This is a genomic window from Nocardia sp. NPDC050793, from assembly GCF_040654065.1.
Taxonomy (GTDB): Bacteria; Actinomycetota; Actinomycetes; order Mycobacteriales; family Mycobacteriaceae; genus Nocardia.
Map to the genome: position 1 here is coordinate 161,210 of NZ_JBFAHG010000010.1, position 20,549 is coordinate 181,758.

At 68.6% G+C, this 20,549-nt stretch carries 24 protein-coding genes; 12 read left to right on the forward strand and 12 right to left on the reverse strand.

Annotated features, from left to right (window positions below):
• Positions 1-347: 347 nt before the first annotated feature.
• The 3 genes from AB0H50_RS28740 to hppD all read right to left on the reverse strand — a co-directional run bounded on the left by AB0H50_RS28740 (position 348) and on the right by hppD (position 2,847).
• The gene (locus tag AB0H50_RS28740) at positions 348-902 is read right to left on the reverse strand and encodes a DUF3558 domain-containing protein (RefSeq protein WP_357458567.1); all 555 of its coding nucleotides are present in this window, start codon (positions 900-902) and stop codon (positions 348-350) included.
• Positions 899-1,402: a DUF3558 domain-containing protein gene (locus tag AB0H50_RS28745; RefSeq protein ID WP_357458569.1), complete on the reverse strand. Its 504-nt coding sequence runs from the start codon at positions 1,400-1,402 to the stop codon at positions 899-901. Before AB0H50_RS28745 ends, AB0H50_RS28740 begins: the two co-directional genes overlap by 4 nt.
• Positions 1,403-1,668: 266 nt before the next feature.
• Entirely contained in the window at positions 1,669-2,847 is a 1,179-nt protein-coding gene (gene hppD, locus AB0H50_RS28750) for a 4-hydroxyphenylpyruvate dioxygenase (RefSeq protein ID WP_357458571.1), read from the reverse strand.
• Positions 2,848-3,006: 159 nt separating this feature from the next.
• Here hppD and AB0H50_RS28755 point away from each other — a divergent pair, with 159 nt between their 5' ends.
• Positions 3,007-3,531, forward strand: coding sequence for an Lrp/AsnC ligand binding domain-containing protein (locus tag AB0H50_RS28755; protein WP_357458574.1), 525 nt, complete (start codon positions 3,007-3,009; stop codon positions 3,529-3,531).
• A 9-nt stretch (positions 3,532-3,540) separates the two neighbouring features.
• Here AB0H50_RS28755 and AB0H50_RS28760 read toward each other — a convergent pair whose 3' ends face one another.
• Together AB0H50_RS28760 and AB0H50_RS28765 are read right to left on the reverse strand one after the other, a co-directional pair.
• Entirely contained in the window at positions 3,541-4,653 is a 1,113-nt protein-coding gene (locus AB0H50_RS28760) for a winged helix DNA-binding domain-containing protein (RefSeq protein ID WP_357458577.1), read from the reverse strand.
• Positions 4,654-4,675: 22 nt separating this feature from the next.
• A complete protein-coding gene (locus tag AB0H50_RS28765) occupies positions 4,676-5,650 on the reverse strand; it encodes an NADPH:quinone oxidoreductase family protein (protein WP_357458580.1) in 975 nt (324 codons plus the stop codon).
• A 115-nt stretch (positions 5,651-5,765) separates the two neighbouring features.
• Between AB0H50_RS28765 and AB0H50_RS28770 the strand changes: the two genes are divergently transcribed.
• The 3 genes from AB0H50_RS28770 (at position 5,766) to AB0H50_RS28780 (ending at position 8,391) form a co-directional block, all read left to right on the forward strand.
• The gene (locus AB0H50_RS28770; RefSeq protein ID WP_357458583.1) at positions 5,766-6,092 is read left to right on the forward strand and encodes a type VII secretion target; all 327 of its coding nucleotides are present in this window, start codon (positions 5,766-5,768) and stop codon (positions 6,090-6,092) included.
• On the forward strand, positions 6,089-7,216 hold the full coding sequence (locus AB0H50_RS28775) for a transglycosylase SLT domain-containing protein (protein ID WP_357458586.1): 1,128 nt from the start codon (positions 6,089-6,091) through the stop codon (positions 7,214-7,216). The genes AB0H50_RS28770 and AB0H50_RS28775 overlap by 4 nt, the downstream gene beginning before the upstream one ends.
• Before the next feature lie 401 nt (positions 7,217-7,617).
• A complete protein-coding gene (locus tag AB0H50_RS28780; RefSeq protein ID WP_357458589.1) occupies positions 7,618-8,391 on the forward strand; it encodes an acyl-ACP thioesterase domain-containing protein in 774 nt (257 codons plus the stop codon).
• 42 nt (positions 8,392-8,433) lie between these two features.
• On the opposite strand, the gene AB0H50_RS28785 is transcribed toward AB0H50_RS28780, so the two are convergent.
• Positions 8,434-10,104: an FAD-dependent oxidoreductase gene (locus tag AB0H50_RS28785; protein WP_357458591.1), complete on the reverse strand. Its 1,671-nt coding sequence runs from the start codon at positions 10,102-10,104 to the stop codon at positions 8,434-8,436.
• Positions 10,105-10,292: 188 nt separating this feature from the next.
• Here AB0H50_RS28785 and AB0H50_RS28790 point away from each other — a divergent pair, with 188 nt between their 5' ends.
• Complete coding sequence (locus AB0H50_RS28790) at positions 10,293-10,784, forward strand: histidine phosphatase family protein (protein ID WP_357458594.1); 492 nt, start codon at positions 10,293-10,295, stop codon at positions 10,782-10,784.
• A gap of 13 nt (positions 10,785-10,797) precedes the next feature.
• On the opposite strand, the gene AB0H50_RS28795 is transcribed toward AB0H50_RS28790, so the two are convergent.
• Positions 10,798-11,001, reverse strand: a complete 204-nt coding sequence (locus AB0H50_RS28795) for a hypothetical protein (RefSeq protein WP_357458596.1) — start codon at positions 10,999-11,001, stop codon at positions 10,798-10,800.
• 86 nt (positions 11,002-11,087) lie between these two features.
• Here AB0H50_RS28795 and AB0H50_RS28800 point away from each other — a divergent pair, with 86 nt between their 5' ends.
• The 5 genes from AB0H50_RS28800 (at position 11,088) to AB0H50_RS28820 (ending at position 15,184) form a co-directional block, all read left to right on the forward strand.
• Positions 11,088-11,456 (forward strand): VOC family protein, encoded by a 369-nt coding sequence (locus AB0H50_RS28800; protein WP_357458599.1) that lies wholly within the window; start codon positions 11,088-11,090, stop codon positions 11,454-11,456.
• A 142-nt stretch (positions 11,457-11,598) separates the two neighbouring features.
• Positions 11,599-12,054 (forward strand): MerR family transcriptional regulator, encoded by a 456-nt coding sequence (locus AB0H50_RS28805; RefSeq protein WP_357458601.1) that lies wholly within the window; start codon positions 11,599-11,601, stop codon positions 12,052-12,054.
• Positions 12,051-13,070, forward strand: a complete 1,020-nt coding sequence (locus tag AB0H50_RS28810; protein ID WP_357458604.1) for an aldo/keto reductase — start codon at positions 12,051-12,053, stop codon at positions 13,068-13,070. Before AB0H50_RS28805 ends, AB0H50_RS28810 begins: the two co-directional genes overlap by 4 nt.
• Positions 13,071-13,196: 126 nt before the next feature.
• Positions 13,197-13,979, forward strand: a complete 783-nt coding sequence (locus AB0H50_RS28815) for a GNAT family N-acetyltransferase (protein WP_357458607.1) — start codon at positions 13,197-13,199, stop codon at positions 13,977-13,979.
• A gap of 200 nt (positions 13,980-14,179) precedes the next feature.
• A complete protein-coding gene (locus tag AB0H50_RS28820) occupies positions 14,180-15,184 on the forward strand; it encodes a pirin family protein (protein ID WP_357458610.1) in 1,005 nt (334 codons plus the stop codon).
• Positions 15,185-15,238: 54 nt separating this feature from the next.
• Here AB0H50_RS28820 and AB0H50_RS28825 read toward each other — a convergent pair whose 3' ends face one another.
• Positions 15,239-15,718: an SRPBCC family protein gene (locus AB0H50_RS28825; protein ID WP_357458613.1), complete on the reverse strand. Its 480-nt coding sequence runs from the start codon at positions 15,716-15,718 to the stop codon at positions 15,239-15,241.
• The gene (locus AB0H50_RS28830; RefSeq protein WP_357458616.1) at positions 15,715-16,047 is read right to left on the reverse strand and encodes a metalloregulator ArsR/SmtB family transcription factor; all 333 of its coding nucleotides are present in this window, start codon (positions 16,045-16,047) and stop codon (positions 15,715-15,717) included. Before AB0H50_RS28830 ends, AB0H50_RS28825 begins: the two co-directional genes overlap by 4 nt.
• 121 nt (positions 16,048-16,168) lie before the next feature.
• On the opposite strand from AB0H50_RS28830, the gene AB0H50_RS28835 reads away from it, so the two are divergent.
• Positions 16,169-16,639, forward strand: coding sequence for a PaaI family thioesterase (locus AB0H50_RS28835; protein WP_357458619.1), 471 nt, complete (start codon positions 16,169-16,171; stop codon positions 16,637-16,639).
• A gap of 28 nt (positions 16,640-16,667) precedes the next feature.
• Here the strand turns inward: AB0H50_RS28835 and AB0H50_RS28840 are convergent, their stop codons facing one another.
• Complete coding sequence (locus AB0H50_RS28840) at positions 16,668-17,678, reverse strand: aldo/keto reductase (protein WP_357458622.1); 1,011 nt, start codon at positions 17,676-17,678, stop codon at positions 16,668-16,670.
• A 100-nt stretch (positions 17,679-17,778) separates the two neighbouring features.
• Between AB0H50_RS28840 and AB0H50_RS28845 the strand changes: the two genes are divergently transcribed.
• Entirely contained in the window at positions 17,779-18,639 is an 861-nt protein-coding gene (locus AB0H50_RS28845; protein WP_357458625.1) for a helix-turn-helix transcriptional regulator, read from the forward strand.
• 1 nt (position 18,640) lies between these two features.
• On the opposite strand, the gene AB0H50_RS28850 is transcribed toward AB0H50_RS28845, so the two are convergent.
• Positions 18,641-19,288, reverse strand: coding sequence for a hypothetical protein (locus AB0H50_RS28850; protein ID WP_357458628.1), 648 nt, complete (start codon positions 19,286-19,288; stop codon positions 18,641-18,643).
• 434 nt (positions 19,289-19,722) lie between these two features.
• The gene (locus AB0H50_RS28855) at positions 19,723-20,397 is read right to left on the reverse strand and encodes a hypothetical protein (protein WP_357458630.1); all 675 of its coding nucleotides are present in this window, start codon (positions 20,395-20,397) and stop codon (positions 19,723-19,725) included.
• Between the last annotated feature and the right edge of the window lie 152 nt (positions 20,398-20,549).

Genomic DNA, 20,549 nt, shown 5'->3' on the forward strand with positions numbered 1-20,549 from the left:
CGGCTTTCCTTGTTGTCTAACGCGGTGTTTGGACTTCGTGTCTGTCTTCAATTGGCGGGGCGTGCACGTCGGCCCCTACGCGGTCCGCAGGCCCTCGGCCTCCGTTCCGACGCTCGCACCGCCGTTCATCGAGCATTCACTCGCACGTCCAACCACGTTTCTCGCGTCCCGAGGTCGGGCGTGTCGCGCGGTGGACAGAACCCCGATTCCGGGCATGCCGGGGAGGTCGGCCGCTCTCGCTGGCCTACGTCCTACGCACGAACTTGCCCGCATGCTTCCGGGCACAGCGATCCACGATACTCGCGGCCTGCGCGAAGGGTCAAAGTGGGGTCGATCCGGGTACCGTTTTACCTGGCCAGATTCAAAGTCAGCTCCAGCAGTTGCTTCGCCGCGGCGCACGGATCGGGATGCGAGGAACCGGGTCGGTAGTTGATCCACCAACCCACCACGCCGCTGTCGGCGGCACTCGCGCTGACACCGCAAGAATGCGGGTCGTTGGGCCGCCTGGTCTGCAACGCGCGACTGCTCTGCACCGTCACGCTCTCCGAGAGATAGCCGAGTTTGTCGTTGGTGATCTTCTCGTTGTTCAGCGTGCCGAGCTCGTACCAGTTGAGCGTCGCCATGGCCAATCCGCCCGGTGCGTCGTGAATATCCCACATGCACACGGCGCCGAGGAAGGAACCTTCGACGATCTGGGCCTTGCCGACGATCTCACCGATCTTGGCGGCGTCTACGACCTCGCACTCGCGCAGCAGCTTGTCGAAATTGGTGTTCGCGGGCTCGCTGGCGCCGATGGGCTCGGGCACGCCGGGGATCGTCTGGCCACAGCCCGCCGCCGCGACAACCGTCAGGGCCAGCGCCGCGGTCACTCCGGCGACGCGGCGTCGCCACCCGGCCGTCATCCCAACCTCTGCAGGGTCAGGCCGGCCAGTTGCCGCATCCGGTCGCACGGGTTGCCGCTCACCTCGGAGAAGCTTCCGGTGAATGTCGACCACTCGAAGAAGTCGTCGTCCAGTTGCACGGCGAGGTCGCACACGCGCCCGCTCGGGTCCAACGCCTGGAAGCCACGCCTGCCGCCCACTTCGATCACCTCAGGTCGACGCCCTTGCAGCGAAACCCACGCCCGCTCGCGGTCGATGGGACTGCCGCGGTACGACGCGAACGTCACGCTGGGCGAAGTGGCCCCGGCGGACTGCCAATTGCAGCCGACCGAGTTACGGAACACCTGCGAGATCCGGCCGAGACCCCCGAGGTCACGCACCTCGTCGTCGGTGACGTGACCGCACTCCCCGACGAACGGTCCGAGGGCCGCGACCTTGGGCGGTGGGCGCAGCGGCGCGTTGTCCGAATCCCCTCCGTCACCGCCACCGCACGCGGACAAAAGCATCGAAGCGAGGGCCATCGCCGAAACGCGAACCTTCCAAGAAGGGATCACGACACCTCTTTCGACAGCGAAACCCGGAAAACGGCCACCGGTGCCCGGGTGCCCGTTCGACGGCGATCCAGCCGGACCACGCTTCGTGAACACACCATGGTGCCGACTCTACCGAGGAGCCGTCACGAAGGCATGGCGCCGACGGACCGGCGGCGCATCATTGCCGCCGGCCCCCGCGCCCGAGTTCACTCACGCTCGGCGAAATACGTCCAACCAAAACGTCTTTCGCTGCCCTAGAGGTTTCCCCGGGCTTGTTGTTCGCGCTCGATCGCTTGGAACAGTGCCTTGAAGTTGCCCTTGCCGAAGCCGAGCGAGCCGTGGCGTTCGATGAGTTCGAAGAAGACGGTGGGGCGGTCGGTGAGTGGCTTGGTGAAGATCTGGAGGAGGTAGCCGTCCTCGTCGCGGTCGACCAGGATGCCTCGGCGCTGTAGTTCCGCCACCGGCACTCGGACCCGGCCGATGCGGGCGCGTAGCTCCGGGTCCTCGTAGTAGGTGTCGGGGGTTTCGAGGAATTCCACGCCCTCGCGGCGCAGGGTGTCGACGCAGGTGAGGATGTCGCTGGTGGCCAGCGCGATGTGCTGGACGCCAGGCCCGCGATAGAACTCCAGGTACTCGTCGATCTGAGAGCGCTTCTTGCCGACGGCGGGCTCGTTCAGCGGGAACTTCACCCGGTGATTGCCATTGGCCACGACCTTGCTCATCAGCGCCGAGTACTCGGTGGCGATGTCGTCGCCGACGAATTCGGCCATGTTCGTGAAACCCATGACGCGGCGGTAGAACTCGACCCAGTGGTCCATCATGCCGAGCTCGACGTTGCCGACGACGTGGTCGATGGCCTGGAACAGCCTGGTCGGCGCGCCCGCGCGCGGCTGGTGGCCGGAGCGGCGGGCCACATAGCCCGGCCGATACGGACCGTAATAGTTGGAACGGTCGACGAGGGTGTGCCTGGTATCGCCGTAGGCGGCCAGCGCCGCGGTGCGGATCGTGCCGCAGTCGTCGGTCTCGTCGTGCGGCTCGACCAGGACGGTCGCGCCGTGGGTGCGCGCCCAGTCGACGCAGCGGTCCACGTCGGGCACCTCGAGCGCTATGTCGACCACGCCGTCGCCGTGCCGATCGTGGTGGGCGATCAGCGGGCTGTCCGGATGCACCGCGCCGGTGACGACGAACCGGGCGCCGCCGCTGCGCAGCACGAACGCCTTGTGGTCGCGGTTGCCGGTCTCGGGCCCGGAATACGCCTCGAGCCGCATCCCGAACGCCGATTGCATGAAGTGCGCGGTCTGCGTCGCGTTGCCGACCACCCAGACCAGGGCGTCCCAGCCGATCACCGGGAAGGGGTCGATGCTGTCGTCGTGGTCGACCAGTCCGACGAGCCCGCGCAGCTCGCCGTCGGTCGGCAGGTGCTCGATGGTCATGGATCAAGCAAACGTCCGCCGCCGACCGGTAGGCAACTGCCCCGATTTCCGGTAGACACAGTGGCTCATTCGGCTAGCAAACGGTGCTGGATGCTGGACAATTTGAATAGCATGATTGACAGGCACGCTGCCACGCTCGCGCCCCCACAGGAGGTCGCCATGTCACGCACCCCGGCGAAGCTGGACGAACTCGACCTCGCCATTCTGACCGCGATGCACGAGCACCAGAAGGCGGGAATACTCGAGCTCTCCCGGCGTACCCGGGTGGCGCGGGCCACCGTGCAGTCGCGCATCGGCCGGATGGAGGAGGCGGGCGTGATCGCCTCCTACGATCCGCAGATCGACGTCACCGCAGCGGGTTTCGACGTGCAGGCCTTCGTCACCCTGGAGATCGCGCAGGGCGCGCTCGACACGGTGGCCGCCGAACTCGAGGCCATCCCGGGCGTGCTGGAGGCGTACGCGACGACCGGTTCGGGCGACGTGCTGTGCCGCATCGGCGCCGACTCGCACGCCGGGCTGCAATCGGTACTGCTCAGCATCGACCGGACCAGTTCGGTGGATCGCTCGCACAGTGTCATCGTGCTGTCCACGGTGGTGCCGCGGCGCGCGCTGCCGCTGCTGCGCACACTGACGCCGACCGGAAGCAGCAAGGCCCCCGCGTACCGGGAACCCCACGAGCGCTGACGCGCCCGTTCACAGCCGCAGGTCCGCACCGACCTCGAGAATCTCCACGCTCGGCCGCTTGTCACCCTCCAGGAAGTCGAGCAGCGCACGGGCTTCGGCCTCCACCTCGGCTCGCTCGGCGGCCGACCACGCGCGGCTCGGGCTGACCCGCAGCCGCGCCACGCCGGACTGCGGAAAGATCTTGTACAACCCCGCGACGAAGCCGTCCAGCAGCACCGGAGACACCGCTGTCGCGAAGGCGCGCAGCGTCGGGTTCGCACCGTCCGGCACGATCCGGCTCCGATCCTGGTGCGACAGAACGGCATTGTCGTACCAGCCGAGCAGCCGGACCGGCGCAGGTAGCTCCGGGTCGGCCAGTTCGGCGTCGGCGAGGTCGTAGAGGGTGCGGCCGCGCTCGTCGGTGTAGGTGCGCAGCCGCTCGCCCAGCGCGTCGACGGCCTTCTTCATCCCGGTCAGCTTCGACCATGCCTGCATGTCCATGGTCGTCGCAGGGCCGAACGCGCGCAGATACCGGACGAGCAGCTCCGCGAGCGGGTAGCTCGGATCGAGCGGCGCACCCAGCCACGGCTGGACCCGCGACCACACCGGACGGCTGCTGTCCTTCCACTTCCCGCGCGGCGGCGTCTGCAGCACCGGCAGCTGATACAGCCAGGTCTGCACCACCGCACCGGGATCCCGGTCCGGCCACAGTGCCGCGGCGCGGGCGCGCAGCTCCGCGGCGGGCGTCGGCTCGCCACCGAGCGCCTCCTCGCCGCGGGCGCGCACCTCGTCCGGATCGAGGCCGATCATCGCGCCGTAGTTGAAGCCCTTGCGGAACGGGATCTTCTCCAGCTCCGGCTGGATGTGCGGCGCGATGCGCAGCGCGTCCGGCGGGGTGACCAGGTGAATGGTGCCGCGCATCAACGTGATTCGAACCAGCGAGCGGTCCTCCAGCCCCGCCGACACCACCTCCGGGTCGAAATCTGCCAGGCGGCTCCACAATCCGATGAACGGCGGCGGCACGTCCTGCGCCTGCAGGCCGACCAGGTGATCGCACATCTGCGGCACGGTCAGCGATGAACGCTCCAGCAGGTGCTGGCGCTGCAACAAAGTCCGGTTCAACACCCGGTGGGAAAGCGTCATGAGACGACAGCGACCGCCGCGCTCAGCGCAGGGTGACGACGACCTTTCCGGTGGCGGTGCGATTGTCCAGCGAGGCGACGGCCTCGGCGGCGCGGTCCAGCGGGTAGAGCACCGGCTGCGGCGGCGCGATCTCGCCGGAGGCCAGCAGCGGCTCCACCTCGGCCCACTGTTCGGCCAAGTAGCCGGGATGGGTCATGACCCACTCACCCCACGCCGCGCCGGTCACCTCGACGTTCTTCAGCAGCAGGCGATTCACCTTCACCGTCGGGATCTCCCCCGCGGTGAATCCGACCACCAGCAGCCGACCGGCCGAGGCCAGCGAGCGGACGCTGTCGGTGAAGCGGTCGCCGCCCACCGGGTCCAGCACGATGTCGACGCCACGGCCGTCGGTCAGCTCCTGCACCGCGGCCAGCCAGCCGTCGGCGAGCACCACGTCGGTCGCGCCGTTGGCCTTGGCCACCTCGGCCTTCTCCGGGGTGCTCACCACGGCGATCACCCGGCCCGCGCCCAGCGCCGCCGCCATGCGCAGCGTCGAGGTGCCGATGCCGCCCGCGGCGCCGTGCACGAGCACCGTCTCACCCTTGGCCAGCCTGCCGCGGTTGCGCAGGCAGAAGTGCACCGTCAGATCGTTGAACAGGATGCCGGCGCCCGCCTCCAGCGAAATGTTGTCCGGCAGCTTGAACACCATCTGCGCGGGCGCCACCGCGACCTCGGCCATGGCATTGCCGAGCAGCGTCAGCGCGACCACCCGGTCGCCTGGCCGCACGTGCGCGTCGGCGGGCGCCTCGCGCACCACGCCCGCGACCTCGCCGCCCACCACGAACGGCAACTCCGGCTTCATCTGGTACAGCCCGCGGGTCATCAGCACGTCGGGGAAGGCGACGCCGGCCGCGTGCACGTCGATGACCACGCCGCCCGGATACGACGCGGGTTCCGGGATCTCGACGACCTCGACCGCTTCCGGTCCCTCCAGCTTGCTGACCTGGGCTGCGCGCATGTGCCGACCTCTCCGTCCGTTCGACGACATCGGCCGTCGTCGATGACACCGTGACCAACATAACGATTTTGCTATGCTGGCCGCGACTTTCAGGTCGGGGAAAAGGGGGTTTTCCATGGTCGACGGACCACAGTCCGCGCCGCAGCTGCAGGTGAATCCGCAAGCGCTGCAAACGTTCGCGAACAATCTCGGCGGCGAGGCGGGCCTGATCCGCGGGCTCAACATCGGCAACGGGTTCAATCCCGCCGTCTCGGCGCTGCAAGGCACGAGCTTCGGCAACTCGGCGGGCCGCGCCACCGACCTGACCGATCAGTGCCTGGACCGCATCGCCGACCGGCTCGACAAGGTCGCCCAGAGCACCCGCACCGCGGCGGGCGCCTACGAGGTCGCCGAGGACGATTTCGCGGCCCGCCTCCGCGCGATCGCGCTCGAGCTGCCATGACGCTCACGATCGGGAACGTCGCCGCCTGGGAGCCCGCCCAGATCGGTACCGCGGGCGCGAACGCGCGCACACTGTCCGAACAGCTCGACGCGGCGGTGCGCAAGGGGTCCGACGACACCGCCCGGCTCGGCACCGACAAGGTGTGGTCCGGCGCCGCCGCCGAGGCCGCCAATACCCGGATGGATACCGAGAAGATCCGCTCGGGCGCGGTGAGCAGTGCGCTGCTCGAGCTCGCCACGGCCTTCGAAGCCGAAGTCGGCAACCTGACCGAAGCCAAATCCAAGGTGCTTCGCCTGCGCGACCAGGCCGCAGGCGCCGGTCCCGTCCCCGCCGAGGGCATGGGCCTGATCGCAGGCTTCACGGTGAACGACAACGGCGCCGTCGACGCCACCGCACGCACCGACGAGCTGCTCCGCGACCTCACCGGCCAAGCCGCCGACGATCTGCGCCTCCGCATCCGCGCCGACGCCGCAAGCTGGGAAACGCAGATCACCACGGCCCTGCAGACCGCCGAGACAGTGGCCGCAGAGGCGCAACGCAGGGTCGACACCGCCGTCACCAAGCTCCAATCGGCGCTCGACGGCCTCGCCGACACCGAACTCGTCCCCCCACCGGCGCCGACCACCCCGGCGGCCACCACCCCGCCCACCACGCAGCGGCCGAGCAAGCCGCAGTATGTGATGTCGTCGGGCAACGGCGGGAACGGCACCGGCACACCGTCGGGCAGCATGAGTTCGGGCGGCCCGGTCGGGCCCATGCCGACCGGCGACAAAGCCCAGTGGATACAGGAAGCGCTGAAGATTCTGCGTGAAATGGGCTACGACACCAGCGATCCCAATCTGGTCGCCGATATCTCGGAAATCATTCGACGGGAGTCGGGCGACAATCCACACGCATTCAACGGCTGGGACTCGAATGCAGCGGCGGGAATTCCGTCGAAGGGCGTGATGCAAACAATCGACCCGACTTTCAACGCCTACAAAGCACCTGGTCACGACGATATCTGGAACCCGGTCGACAATATCGTGGCAGGAGTCCGATATGCGGTCGACCGCTATGGATCCGTGCACAACGTGCCGGGCCTGGTATCACTGCGCGCGGGCGGCGCATACCAGGGCTACTGACAACCGCCGGAATTCGCGAGCGAGGCGAACTGCGGACGCGTCCGGCACGTCCTCCGGTGGATCGATGAAGCGACGGTCGGCGGGATCGGATCCTCTCCTCTCGATCCTCGACCGTGGGTGGCGACGCCGGGGTGGCCCCAGCGGTTCCAACCGTGCCCCCCTTCGATCCCTGCCGGGGATAGTACCGGCGCTCGGATCGGGCGTCGCCTCGCTTTTGTGCCCGAGGTCCCTCGCCTACCCGGATAATGGCTGGGTTGGACGTGGTTCTGGGGTGTTGCCAGTTATTCGCATACCAGTGGGTACAGGCGGCTCGACGCGAGGGTGTGACGTACGCCCCGTAAAGTCGTCTCACAACAGCACCGCAAGAAGACGCGGCACAACGTGCAGCGCGAGGAGCACCAGTGTCACTCGATCAGCCACTCGCCCCGCTGAGCCAGGAGGGCATGGGCTATGCCTCGGCGTGGCCGGTACGGGCTGGCGATGTGGATCCGTACGACCGATTGAGGTTCGACGCCGTCGCCAGATACCTGCAGGATATCGCCTGGGAACAGCTGCATCACACGTTCCTGCACCGGTCTGATCCGAGCTGGATCGTGCGACGCACGGTCATCGACGTCATCCGGCCGATCGTGTGGCCGGACAAAGTGCATCTGCTGCGCTGGTGTTCGAGCATGTCCACCCGCTGGTCGAACATGCGGGTGCGGATCACCAGCGACAACGGCGGGTTGATCGAAACAGAGGGCTTCTGGATCAACATCAACGAGTCGACCAACCGGCCGACCCGGATCAGCGACGATGGCCTGTCCTACCTCGCCAAGACGGCGAGCGAACACCGGCTGCGGTGGCGGCCCTATCTGACCGACCCGACTCCCCCGGAGTCGGACACCGACCTGCCTTATCCGGTGCGGGCCACCGACATCGACCAGTACAACCACGTGAACAACGCCTGTTACTGGCAGGCGGTGGAGCAGTTCCTGGTGGACTATCCGAAGCTGGTCGCGGGACCGCACCGCGCGGTGATCGAGTACGTCGCCCCGGTGCTCGCGCGCCAGCACATCAGCGTGCGCAGCCGCTACGAACCCGGTGACCGCACCGGACATCCGGTGCTGCGGCTGTGGTTCGTGGTCGGCGGGACGACCACGACCGTCGTCCGCATCATGCCGCTGCCGGCTTGACCGGCCGGCCGGGACCGCACGGGCCCCGACCGGCGCCGCGGCTCAGCCGCGGGAGGCCTTGAGCAGGTCCTCCCGGGTGGTGAACTTGACCCGCGGACGTCCCGCGGACTTGCCCGCCGACTTCTCCGCCTGATCGATGGACTTCCAGCCCGCGCGATCGACGAGGTCGGCCTGCCGCTGCGCGACGAGCGCCTTCAGCGCGTCCCGGTCGCCTTGCGGCGTAGCGAGTTTGCCCGCGACGAAATCGGTGACGAGCTGCTCGACGGTCTCCTCGGAGTCCATCCGGTTCGAGCCGATGACCCCGCGCGGTCCGCGCTTGATCCAGCCGCTGACGTACACACCGGGCAGCGGGACGCCGTCCTCGCCGAGTACACGGCCGTGCTCGTTGGGCACCACGGCGCGACGCTCGTCGAACGGCAGGCCCGCGACCGGCTCGCCGCGGTAACCGATGGAGCGCAGCACCAGCGACGTGTCCAGCCGGTCGGTCCGGTCGGTCGCGCGCGCCACCAGCCGGCCGCCCTCCTCGACCAGTTCGTTGGCCACGAATTCGATGCCGTCCACGTGCTCGTCGCCGGTCAGCGCGGTCGGCGAGGCCAAGTAGCGGAACACGATTCGATTGCAGGCCGGGTCGCGGTGGCCCGCGGCGTACTCCTCGGCGAGGGTGTACTTCAGCCGCAGCGAGGGCTCGACGTCCGGGTCGTCCAGCAGCGCCCGGCTCGCCGGGTCGAGCTCGAGCTCCGTCTCGTCGACGATCACGTCGACGCCCTTCAGGTGGGCGAGCGCGAGGAACTCCGGCGAGGTGTAGGCCGCCTGCAGCGGGCCGCGCCTGCCGAGCACCACGACCTCGCGGATGTTGCTGCGGCGCAAGGCATCCAGCGCGTGGTCGGCGATGTCGGTCTTGGCGAGTTCGTCCGCGCCGACGGTGAGCACCCGCGCCACGTCCAGCGCGACGTTGCCGTTGCCGACGATCACTGCGCGCTCGCCGGACAGGTCGAATTGCCGGTCGGCATAGTCGGGGTGGCCGTTGTACCAGGCGACGAACTCGGTAGCCGAGTGGCTGCCTGACAGCTCCTCGCCGGGGATGTTCATGTGGCGGTCGCTGGCCGCGCCGACCGCGTAGATCACCGCGTGGTGGTGCTGGAGCAGCTCCTCGTGCGAGATGTGCGTGCCCACCTCGACGTTCAAGTAGTACTGCAGCGCCTCGCGGCGGAACGCGGACTCGAACATGCCCGAGACCGTCTTGGTGACCGGATGGTCGGGGGCGACGCCTGCGCGCACCAGACCCCACGGCGTAGGTAGCCGGTCGAACATCTCGATCTCGACGTCGCAGCGGCGCATCAGCTCGTCGGCGGCGTAACAGGCCGCGGGCCCTGCACCGACGATCGCCACGCGCAGCCTGCCGAGTTCCTTCGGCGGACGCTGCGGCGTCACGATCGGCTCGAAGTTGGACTCGAGCGGGTGTCGTTCGAAATAGGCGGCGTTGATGTCGCGGAACCGCGCGAGCGAGGCCGTCAGGTCGTCCTCGGGGAAGATGGCCTCGACCGGGCACGCGTCCACACAGGCGCCGCAGTCGATGCAGGTGTCCGGGTCGATGTAGAGCATTTCGGTCGTCGCGAACTCCGGCTGGTCCGGCGTGGGACGAATGCAATCGACCGGGCACTCGGAGACGCAGCTGGCGTCGTTGCAACAACGCTGCGTGATTACGTAGGCCATAGTGTGCAGATCCTCGAAAATGTACGTGGGCTGGTGCCACCAAGGGTTGAGGTGGTCCGCGGTGTCACAGGGCGGATGGCGAGATGTGACGCCGCTTTCAGTGTGCCTCGAGAGTGGCGTACGCCTCTCTTCGGACTGCCTACGTGCCTATCACACCCGGGTAACGGGCGGAGGCTTACGGTATTGCCATGGTGCGGACCCTGATCCTGATGCGGCACGGCAAGTCCAGCTATCCGGACGGCGTCGGCGATCACGAGCGCCCGCTGGCGCCGCGTGGGCTGCGGGAGGCCGGGCTGGCGGGCGAATGGCTGCGCGCGACCCAGCCGCCGATCGACGCGGTGCGGTGTTCGACGGCGGTGCGGACCCGCGAAACCCTGGCCGCGACGGGCGTCACCGCGCCGGTCGTCTTCGAGCGCGGCATCTACGAGGCCTCGCCGCGGACCCTGATCGAACTGATCCAGCTCAGCGACGACGACGTCGAGACCCTGCTGCTGATCGGTCATGCTCCCGGAATGCCGTGGACCGCATGGGAACTGGCGGCCAACCGCACGTCGAACCAGGCTGTCGAGCTGAGCAGGAAGTTCCCCACCTCGGCCATGGCGGTGCTCGAATTCGACCGCGCCTGGTCCGATATCGACCCTGGCACCGGCGAACTCGTGCGCTTCCACATTCCCCGCTGAGGTGGGCCCGCGCTCATCGCAACAGTTTGCCGCCGACCACGAGGCCGACGCCGAGCAGGATCAGCAGCAGAAACGCGACGAATCCGTTTGTCAGCCACCAGACAACACCGAGCGCGACGACGAACGGCGCCACCGCGATCGCGGTGATCACGGGACTCTCCTTGACCGTGGCCCAGGCCGAGCGGGCCCGGATCCGGTCGATTTCCTTTCCAGGCATGCCACCAGGGTAGGCGCGTTTCCGCCCGCCGACCCGCGACCCGCGATATCGGTCCACATGTCGGTGGGCGGTGGGATGCTGACGCGATGGATTGGAAAATCGAACTCGTCGCCATCCCGGTCACCGACGTCGACCGCGCCAAGGACTTCTACACCGGCATCGGCTTCAACGCCGATCACGACCATTCGCCCAGTGAGGACATCCGCTTCGTGCAGCTGACGCCGCCGGGATCGGGCTGTTCGATCTGTATCGGGCGTGGCATCACCGAGGCGGCGCCCGGCAGCGTCGAGGGCATGCAGATGGTGGTGCCCAGCGCCGAGAAGGCCTATCACCAGTTGATCGAGGCGGGTGTGGACGCCACGCCGGTCCGGGACATGGGCTGGGGCCTGTTCACCTTCTTCAGCGATCCCGACGGCAACAAGTGGGCCGTCCAGGAGTTGCCGAAGTACAACTGAGAGCCCTTCGTAGCCGAACCGCCGCGTGCGGTGTCGGCCGCACTCGATACCGAGCGCCTCGCGCGGTTGGCAGAATCGGTCTTGCTTGGAGTGCACTCCAGGTGACTAGCGTCGTCCGTGTTCGACGAGAGGGGCGAGACCGGTGAGTTCGGTGGCACGTCGCGAGGGTGACAGCGAGCGGGAACGGCCGAGGTACTCGATCGGCGAGGCCGCCGAGCGATCGGGCCTGAGCCGGGACACGCTGCGCTGGTACGAGCGGATCGGGTTGATGGATTACATCGGCCGCGACCACACCGGCAAGCGCCGGTTCAGCGACCGGGATCTGGAATGGCTCGAGCTGATCGGCAGGCTCCGCACGACCGGGATGTCGGTCGCCGACATGCTCCGCTACGCGGAGTTGGTGCGCGCCGGTGACTCGACCTTCCCGGAGCGGCTCGCGATGTTCCGCGATACCCGCGCCGAGGTGCTCGCCAAGATCGCCGAACTGCAGAACACCGTGGCCGTGCTGGATTACAAGATCGCCATCTACGAAGGCAAATCCGCCGCGATCCAGTCGGCCGCGCTCACCACGGACGACAGCGAAGGGATCACGGCATGACCACGACCGACACGCTCCCCACCGCCGCTCTGGGCGCCGACGGCATCCAGGTCGGGACGCAGGGCTTGGGCTGCATGGGCATGAGCGAGTTCTACGGTCCTTCAGATCTCACCGAGTCGCGAGCGACTTTGGATCGGGCGCTGGAACTCGGCGTCACCCTGTTCGACACGGCCGATGTCTACGGCTCGGGCCACAACGAGGAATTCCTCGCCGATTTCGTGCGAGCCAACCGCGATCGGGTGGTGCTGGCCACCAAGTTCGGCATCGTCCGCAAGGCCGACGACCCCGCCTACCGCGGCATCGACAACTCCCCCGAGTACATCCGCTCCGCGGTGGACGCCAGCCTGCGCAGGCTGGGCATCGACGTCATCGACCTGTACTACATGCACCGCCGCGATGTGCACGTGCCGATCGAGGAAACCGTCGGCGTCATGGCCGAACTCGTCGCGGCGGGCAAGGTGCGCGCGCTCGGGCTCTCCGAGGTGACCGGTGCCGAGCTGCGCGCGGCGCACGCAGTGCACCCGATCGCCGCGGTGCAGTCGGAGTGGTCGCTGTTCTCCAGGGACGTGGAGAACACCGCGGTGCCCGCCGCCGCCGAACTCGGCGTCGCCTTCGTACCGTATTCGCCGCTCGGCCGCGGCTTCCTGACCGGATCCTTCGCGACGGCGGGCGAATTGGCCGACGCGAACGACTTCCGCAGGGTGATGCCGCGCTTCACCGGCGACAACGCGACACGCAACGCCGAACTGCTCGCCCCGGTGCGCGCCATCGCCGAGGCCCGTGGCGTGACGCCCGCGCAGGTCGCGCTGGCCTGGGTGCACAGCAGGGCGGCCGCGCACGGCCTGCCGGTGATCCCGATCCCGGGCACCCGCAGCCGCAAGCGGCTGGCCGAGAACGTGTCCGCCGCGACGCTCGCGCTGTCCGCCGACGATCTCGCGACCCTCGACCCGATCGCGGCGCAGGTGGCTGGAAACCGGTACGCGGACATGTCTTTCACCTCCGCGGGCCGGGAGTAGTCACACCCCGCCTGCGCGTCCGAGCCGGTCGGCAGCCTCCGCCGCCCGGCTCGGACGCGCAGGCGGGTAGCGTCACCCGTCACACAAGGGTGACACGTCAACCAGTTGCGACTACCATCCGTTCTCATGAACCCCGAGAATCGGGTGTGGGTCGACAAACAGACGCCCCGCGCCTACCGCGCCCTGCTCGCCACGGCGAAAGAGGTCAGGGCCGCCGCCGAGGCGGCCGGGCTCGATCGCAGGCTCGTCGAGCTGGTCAATCTCCGGGTTTCCCAGATCAACGGCTGTTCGCACTGCCTGGACGTCCACTACCGGGCCGCGCTGCGGGCAGGCGCCACCGAGCAGGAGATCGCGGTGCTGCCCGGCTGGCGCCGCGGCGGGCCATACTCGGCGCGCGACAGGGCCGCGCTGGCCATCGCCGAGGCCACCGCCGTTTTGCCGGACGAGGCGGCGCTCGAGCGTGAGTACGCTTTGGCACGAGAGCATTTGTCCGATGATCAGATGTCTACGGTCGTCTGGGTCGCGACCACCATCGGCGCGTTCAACCGCGTGTCGATCATGAGCAAGCACCCGGTGCGGGCGCACAAGGAGGAAGCAACCATGACCGATCTCGCGGAGACCAAGGTCGCGCGCAACGCCGAGCAGAACCGCTACGAGATCTACTACGGCGGCGAACTGGCCGGCTTCACCGAGTACGTCGAGCGCGACAACGACACCGATTTCGTCCACACCGAGATCGACAAGGCCTTCGGCGGCAAGGGTCTCGGCAGCACGCTCGCCAAGGAGGCACTGGACGACGTGGTCGCGCGCGGGCGCACCATCACCGCGCACTGCCCGTTCATCAAGGGCTTCGTCGACAAGCACCCGGAGTACGACCCGCACGTGGTCGGCAAGGGCATCCAGCGATGAACGCGCGAACCGGCCCCACCCTTTCCAGAACGAGCGAGGCGCAGGCATGAGCGAACGCAGTGAGCGAATCATGTGCCAGCGCGCATCGCGCATGCCGAAGCCGAGCGCCAGCGAGGCGCAGGCATGAGCGAACGCAGTGAGCGAATCATGTGCCAGCGTGCATCGCGCATGCCGGAGCCGAGCGTCAGCGAGGCGCAGGCATGAGCGATCTCGATCCGCATCCCGCGGAATCGGTGTGCCAGCCGACGCCGGGTCCCGGCCCGGTCGCCGAGCTCTACCCGGCGCGCGAGGTGCCGCTCGGCGGCGTGCGCGGGGTGTTCGTGGAACGGGTACTGCCGCAACGGGATCTGCCGACCGTCGGGGCCTGGTGCTTTCTCGATCATTTCGGCTCCCCGACGGTCACCAAGACCGGCGCGCCGCCGGATATCGATCCGCACCCGCATATCGGCTTGCAGACGGTGACCTGGCCGTTCGAGGGCCGTATCCGGCATCGGGACTCGGTGGGTTCCGACGTGGAGATCAACCCCGGCCAGCTGAACCTGATGACCTCCGGCCGCGGCATCGCGCATTCGGAGTACGGCGATCCGGACGCGCCCGCGGGTCACGGCCTGCAACTGTGGATCGCACTGCCCGGCCATCGCGCCGCAGTCGACCCGCATTTCGAGCAGCATCGCGACCTGCCGGTCTACGAGGACCACGGCGTGCGCGCCATCGTGCTGATCGGCTCCTTCGCGGGGTTGACCTCGCCCGCCACGGCCTACACGCCGATCGTGGGCGCCGATGTCCGGATCGATCCCGGCGCCGAGATCACCATTCCGCTGAACCCGGCCTTCGAGCACGCGTTGCTGGTGATCGAGGGCGAGCTCACCGCGGCCGACACCGAGGTGAAGCCGGGCCCGCTGCTCTATCTCGGCTCCGATCGGTCCGAACTACGGCTGGTCAGCGGCACCGGAGCGCATCTCGCGCTGATCGGCGGCGAGCCGTTCGGCGAGGAACTGGTGATGTGGTGGAACTTCGTGGGGCGCAGCCACGAAGAGATCGTCGCGGCCCGCGAGGATTGGGAGAACCGCCGGGTCGAGCGCTTCGCCCAGATCGCGGGACATCCGCCCGACCAACGCATTCCGGCCCCGCCGATGCCCGCGCTGCACCTGAAACCGCGCAAGCGGCGCATCGGCACGGATCGTTCCCCTGGACAAGCACTCTGAAATTACGCACCGCGCTGACCCCCGCTCCTCCGCGGGGGCCGCGGACGCCTCGGCTCAGGCAGACTTGGCGAGCAGTTCGTCCAGCGCTCGGTAGCTGGCATTGAGCCCTTCGGACATCCCGGACTGCAGCATGCCGTCGCGCTCCTGCGGCGTGTGGAACTGGCTGACGGTGACGACCTTGGTGCGGCCGTCGCCGAGGTCGACGAAGGTGGTGGCGTCGATGGCGACGTGGGCTGGCATGCCGTCCCATTCGAAGGACTGCACGATCCGCTCCTTCGGGGTGATCTCACGGAAGCGCCCCTCGAAGCCGTGCGGGCCGCCCTCCGAGTGGTCGACGAAGCGGTAGTGGCCGCCCTTGCGGAACTCCCAGCGCTCCACGTCGAAACGATTGCCCTGCGCCCACCACTGGACCAGCTGCTCGATCCGGCTGTAGGCGTTCCACACCCGGTCCAGCGGGGCGTCGAAGATCCGCTCGATGTGGATCTCCCGATCGACGGGGGTGGTGATGTCGGCATCGCGGGTTGTCGTGCTCATGTGTCTGGCTCCGTTCGTTCGAGGAATTCACCGAGACGGTCCATCCGGGCTTCCACCATCCGCCGATAACCCTGCAGCCACGCCACTTCGCGGTCGAAAACGTTGTCGCCGAGTCGGCAATACCTGACCCGGCCCCGCTTCTCCGTGACGACCATGCCCGCGTCCTCCAGCAACCGGATGTGCTTCTTGATGCCGGTGAGGGTCATCTCGAAACGCTCCGCCAGTTCGCTGACGGTCGCGGGCCCGCTGCCGAGGCGCTCGAGAATCCCACGCCGGGTGGGGTCCGCCAGCGCCCCGAACGAGGCGTCCAGGAAGTCATACTGAACCATCAGGTTCAGTATTGCGACACTGCTGCGCCCGAGTCAAGACCCGCGGAAATTCTGGACAAGCCCGCTTCGAGCCGATAAAAATGGAACACGTTTCAGTTACAGCGTCTCGGCAGGAGTTCGGATGGACAGCGCGACCATGGGTGATCTGGTGATGGCCGGATTCCAGAAGCTGGGGTTCATCCAATACGCCGGAATCGAGGGCGTGGAGTTCGACGCCGGACGCAATGTCGTGTCCATCGTCCCGCGCCGAGAACACCTCAACCACAACGGCGATCTGCACGCGGCCGTGCTCTTCGGCCTGGCCGAGACCGCAGCGATGGGCGCCGCCGTCTCGGGCATCGTCGACCTGATGGGCGAGACGTTCATCGTCGCCCGCGACGGACGGATCGAATACCTGGCGCGGGCCCAGGGCGCGTCGGGCCCTTTCCTCGCGACATCGGAATTCCCCGCGGGCACCGTCGAGCGCCTCCGCGCGGATATCGCGGGACGCGTCGCGGTGGAGCTCGAGGTGCCCGTCGAGATCGCGGACGGTTCGGGAAAGCCCGTTGCCGCGGCGACATTCACCGCGGTCATCCGGCCAAGCAGGACGTAGGCCGAGAGACGCTCATGCCCAACGGTTTTCACCGCTCGCTGTCCAGCATCTCCATTTGCACGGGCGCGTACCTCTCCCCTGCTACCTGATCCGCGGGCACTGCCGCCTCGATGCTCGCCAGTTCGTCGGCATCGAGCTGGATGTCGAGCGCGGCGAGCGCCTCCGTCCAGCGCTGCGTTCGGCGCGCGCCGATGATCGGCACGATGTCCGTGCCCCTGGTGAGCACCCAGGCGATCGCCAGCTGCGCGACCGAAACATCCTTGGCGGCCGCGATCTTCGCCAGCGCGTCGACCAATCGCAGGTTGCGCGTGAGGTTCTCGCCTTGGAAGCGGGGGCTGTGCGCTCGGAAGTCGTTCGCGCCGAAGCTGCCGCGGGTCCGCACGGTATCGCTGAGCAGGCCGCGCGACAGCACACCGTAGGCGGTGATGCCGATGCCGAGTTCCCTTGCGACGGGCAGTATCTCGGCTTCGATGCCGCGTGAGACGAGCGAGTACTCGATCTGCAGGTCGGCGATCGGGTGCACCGCGGCGGCGCGGCGCAGCGTGTCCGCGCCGACCTCGGACAGGCCGACGTGCCGGACGTAGCCCGCCTCCACCAGCTCGGCGATGGCGCCGACCGTGTCCTCGATCGGGACGGCGGGATCGAGCCGCGCGGGCCGGTAGATGTCGACATAGTCGACCCCGAGACGCTGCAACGTGTAGGTGAGGAAGTTGCGGAGCGCGACCGGGCGGTTGTCGACGCCGCCCCAGGTTCCGCCCGGCCCGCGCAGCGCGCCGAACTTCACGCTGAGCCGGATGTCCTCGCGGCGGAGGTCGGCGATGGCCCTGCCGATGAGTGCCTCATTGTGGCCGGAGCCGTAGAAGTCGCCGGTGTCGATGAGGTCGGCGCCCGAATCGAGGGCGGCGTGGATGGTGGCGATGGACTCGGCGTCGTCGGCCGCGCCGTACATGCCCGACATGCCCATGGCGCCGAGCCCGAGGCGGCCGACCGTGGGTCCGGTGGCGCCGAGCGTGGTCTTCTCGATCGTGGATTTCGTCATGTATCCACTCTGACCTGCACGTCCGGCGTCCGGCAGAGATCGCTTATCGGGGGATTGGCGATCCCTGGCCCGCCCGGCCGAAATCCGGGAAAGTGGAGTGATGGACCGTTCCGAGCTCGCCGATTTCCTGCGCCGCCGCCGCGAGCAGCTCACGCCCGCGGAAGTCGGCCTGCCGCCCGGCGTTCGCCGCCGCACCCCCGGGCTGCGCCGCGACGAGGTGGCGTTGCTGGCCGGGATGTCCACCGACTACTACACGCGGCTGGAGCAATCGCGCGGCCCACGGCCCTCCACTCAGGTGCTGGCGTCGCTGGCGCGGGCGCTGCGATTCAGCAACGACGAGCGCGACCACCTCTACCACCTGTGCGGGCACCAGCCGCCAGGCCCCGCGCTCGGCGACAAGCACGTCGGCCCCGGACTGCTGCACATGCTGGCCAAGCTCGACGACACCCCGGCGGCCGTGGTCACCGATCTGGGCGAGGTGCTCGTCCAGAACCGGATGCACACGCTGCTCGTCGGCGATCGCGCGGGCAGCCGGGGCCTGGACCGCCACTTCGCCTGGGGCTGGTTCGCCGACCCGTCCACCCGCGGGCTCTTCCCAGAGGAGGACTGGGATCGCCTGAGTCGTCAGCACGTCGCGGACCTGCGCGCCACCGCCGCCCGCCGCGCCGGGGACGCCGACGTCACCGAGTTCATCGGAGCGCTGCGCGCCGCGAGCGCCGAATTCGAGCGGCTGTGGACCGAACACGAGGTCGCGGTCCGGCTCTCGGACACCAAGCGCATCGCGCACCCCGTGGTCGGGCTGATCGACACCGTGTGCGAAACGCTGCTCACCCCGAACGCGGCGCAGCGTCTGCTGGTCTACCTGCCGCGGCCGGGGACCGACGCCGCCGAGAAGCTGGAGCTGTTGCGGGTCGTCGGGACGCAGGATCTCAGGCCCGCGCCCTCGACCGAGCGCCGGTGACTCAGGGCTGACCGGTGAGGTACGCCTGGGCCGCATCGATGGCGGGTTGACCACCCGCCTGGTAGAGCCCGGCGAACGCGCCGATCACGCCGCCGACGACCGTCGTGATCGGGACGGTGATGAAGTCGAGCACGAACAGCCCCAGCGGGAAGCCGACCAGGAAACCGATGCCCGCGCCGATCGCCGCGCCCGCCAGGATCTGCGGCATGGCCTTCTCGGCTTCGGCGAAGAAGCGCTCCTGCGAACTGATCTCACGCACCGGAGCGTCCGACATCGCGGCGGGCGCGAGGGTCAGCTCGGTGCCCGCCTCGTTCACGATCGGGGTGAGGTCGATGCTGTGACCCTCGATGTGCAGGGTCATCGGCAGGGCCGCGACGACCTGGCCGGTGCGGTCGGCGATGGTGACGATCCGGTCGTCGCCGACGAGGCCGAAGCGGCCTTCCTCGAGCGTGGTCACGGTGGACCGGCGGTCCTCGGAGACGGCGACGCGGTAGCCGATCTCGTGGAAGACGCCGCTCAGATTCAGCGCCGCCGCGGCCGCTGCGGTCTGCGCAGGCCGGTCCGCGGGTTCTGCGTGCACGACGCCCGCGCTGATTCCGGTGGCCGCCAGTGCCAGTAATGCCGTCGCCGTGATTCTGCCGATCCTCATCCTGTGCTTCCTGTCGCGCCGCCCGGTTCGCCATGTCCGGTTTGTCCGCCGACAACTTACCGGTCGCCGGGCGGCTTCAGAAGGGCGTCAAGGCAATTGGGTGTGATCTAACAATCTCGGTCGGTCGTGGAGTTCGGCGCTCGAGCGCTAGGGATAGCCCGCGAAGCAGCGGCGATCGTGGCCGGCCAGTCGGCGGTGAGCCCGGCGAAGACGGCGTGCTGCCAGTCGCGGGCGGCGGCAAGCGGCATTCGCCGCGGGCGGTGAGGGCGCAGCGCGATTCTTCGCCGAGCTCATGGAGTTGTGCGTCGGCGCGCCCACCGGTGCGATTCTTCGCCGATCTCACCTTCCGCGGGTGCCCATCGCAGCCGGTCGAAATCGTTGCCGCGCTTGGACGCCCGCGGCGAGGAGTGAGTCAGCGCGTTGTTCGCGATGGTTCACCCGGCCGCGCGCAGACGGACTTCGTTCACCAGGTGGAGCAGGGTGTCCAACGTCGCGGGTGGACCGGTCAGCCTTGCGAAGGCGAGGGTGTCGACAGGACCGTCGGCGTCGGCGGCGAAGGCGTAGGTCATCGCGACACGTAGCCTGGGCTCGCCGTCGATATCGGCCGGGAACTCGGTGAAGGCAGTCGCGGGATCGGTTGCACGCCAGCGCAATTCCGCGCCCATGAGTTCCGCACGGAAACCGGCCTGCTCGATATCGCCACAGGGTGCGAGACAGGAGTGCACGCCGATCCAGCCGCCCGCGCGGCTGCCGCCTCGTTCGTCGGCGCACGTCCACACCACGTCGGCCCGCAGCCGCTTGCTGCCGCCGATGCATCCCCAAGTCTCCGGAACGTCGAAGTCGAACGGCATGCCGCGCAGACCACGCATGGAACTGAGGCGGGCATCCGGTCCGTACGTCCGACCGGCCACCGGTCCCGGCGCACCGTCACGCACCAGACGCACCGCGTTCCGCCGTGGCAACTCCCGCTGGAGCGCGGCCGGAATCCCCTGCGGCGGCGGTCCGATCACCGACGTGACCGGCCCCGCACCGGGCTTCTCGCCTTGCCCCTCCGCCTCCCACAACGCGGCCGTCCCCACGCAGAACAGAACCGACACAACCAAACTCACCAGCGCCCCCGACGCCGTCCTTCCGCGCACGGCCCCCCGCCGCCCCCGACTCCATCTCAACGCACTGCCATCCACGAACGCGCCCCCTTACGCACACTCAGCCGTCCGGGCCGCCCCGACACCGAACCAGCGCCAAGCCGTGCCACATCCTA

Excerpts from the sequence above, each read along its gene's own strand:
- AB0H50_RS28850 (WP_357458628.1), bottom strand. The coding sequence starts at position 19,288 with ATGAGGATCGGCAGAATCACGGCGACGGCATTACTGGCACTGGCGGCC.
- AB0H50_RS28830 (WP_357458616.1), bottom strand. The coding sequence starts at position 16,047 with ATGGTTCAGTATGACTTCCTGGACGCCTCGTTCGGGGCGCTGGCGGAC.
- AB0H50_RS28740 (WP_357458567.1), bottom strand. The coding sequence starts at position 902 with ATGACGGCCGGGTGGCGACGCCGCGTCGCCGGAGTGACCGCGGCGCTG.
- AB0H50_RS28820 (WP_357458610.1), top strand. The coding sequence starts at position 14,180 with ATGAGCGATCTCGATCCGCATCCCGCGGAATCGGTGTGCCAGCCGACG.
- AB0H50_RS28840 (WP_357458622.1), bottom strand. The coding sequence starts at position 17,678 with ATGACGAAATCCACGATCGAGAAGACCACGCTCGGCGCCACCGGACCC.
- AB0H50_RS28775 (WP_357458586.1), top strand. The coding sequence starts at position 6,089 with ATGACGCTCACGATCGGGAACGTCGCCGCCTGGGAGCCCGCCCAGATC.
- AB0H50_RS28845 (WP_357458625.1), top strand. The coding sequence starts at position 17,779 with ATGGACCGTTCCGAGCTCGCCGATTTCCTGCGCCGCCGCCGCGAGCAG.
- AB0H50_RS28815 (WP_357458607.1), top strand. The coding sequence starts at position 13,197 with ATGAACCCCGAGAATCGGGTGTGGGTCGACAAACAGACGCCCCGCGCC.
- AB0H50_RS28760 (WP_357458577.1), bottom strand. The coding sequence starts at position 4,653 with ATGACGCTTTCCCACCGGGTGTTGAACCGGACTTTGTTGCAGCGCCAG.
- AB0H50_RS28810 (WP_357458604.1), top strand. The coding sequence starts at position 12,051 with ATGACCACGACCGACACGCTCCCCACCGCCGCTCTGGGCGCCGACGGC.
- AB0H50_RS28755 (WP_357458574.1), top strand. The coding sequence starts at position 3,007 with ATGTCACGCACCCCGGCGAAGCTGGACGAACTCGACCTCGCCATTCTG.
- AB0H50_RS28785 (WP_357458591.1), bottom strand. The coding sequence starts at position 10,104 with ATGGCCTACGTAATCACGCAGCGTTGTTGCAACGACGCCAGCTGCGTC.
- AB0H50_RS28795 (WP_357458596.1), bottom strand. The coding sequence starts at position 11,001 with ATGCCTGGAAAGGAAATCGACCGGATCCGGGCCCGCTCGGCCTGGGCC.
- AB0H50_RS28825 (WP_357458613.1), bottom strand. The coding sequence starts at position 15,718 with ATGAGCACGACAACCCGCGATGCCGACATCACCACCCCCGTCGATCGG.
- hppD (WP_357458571.1), bottom strand. The coding sequence starts at position 2,847 with ATGACCATCGAGCACCTGCCGACCGACGGCGAGCTGCGCGGGCTCGTC.
- AB0H50_RS28765 (WP_357458580.1), bottom strand. The coding sequence starts at position 5,650 with ATGCGCGCAGCCCAGGTCAGCAAGCTGGAGGGACCGGAAGCGGTCGAG.
- AB0H50_RS28770 (WP_357458583.1), top strand. The coding sequence starts at position 5,766 with ATGGTCGACGGACCACAGTCCGCGCCGCAGCTGCAGGTGAATCCGCAA.
- AB0H50_RS28800 (WP_357458599.1), top strand. The coding sequence starts at position 11,088 with ATGGATTGGAAAATCGAACTCGTCGCCATCCCGGTCACCGACGTCGAC.
- AB0H50_RS28835 (WP_357458619.1), top strand. The coding sequence starts at position 16,169 with ATGGACAGCGCGACCATGGGTGATCTGGTGATGGCCGGATTCCAGAAG.
- AB0H50_RS28790 (WP_357458594.1), top strand. The coding sequence starts at position 10,293 with ATGGTGCGGACCCTGATCCTGATGCGGCACGGCAAGTCCAGCTATCCG.
- AB0H50_RS28745 (WP_357458569.1), bottom strand. The coding sequence starts at position 1,402 with ATGGCCCTCGCTTCGATGCTTTTGTCCGCGTGCGGTGGCGGTGACGGA.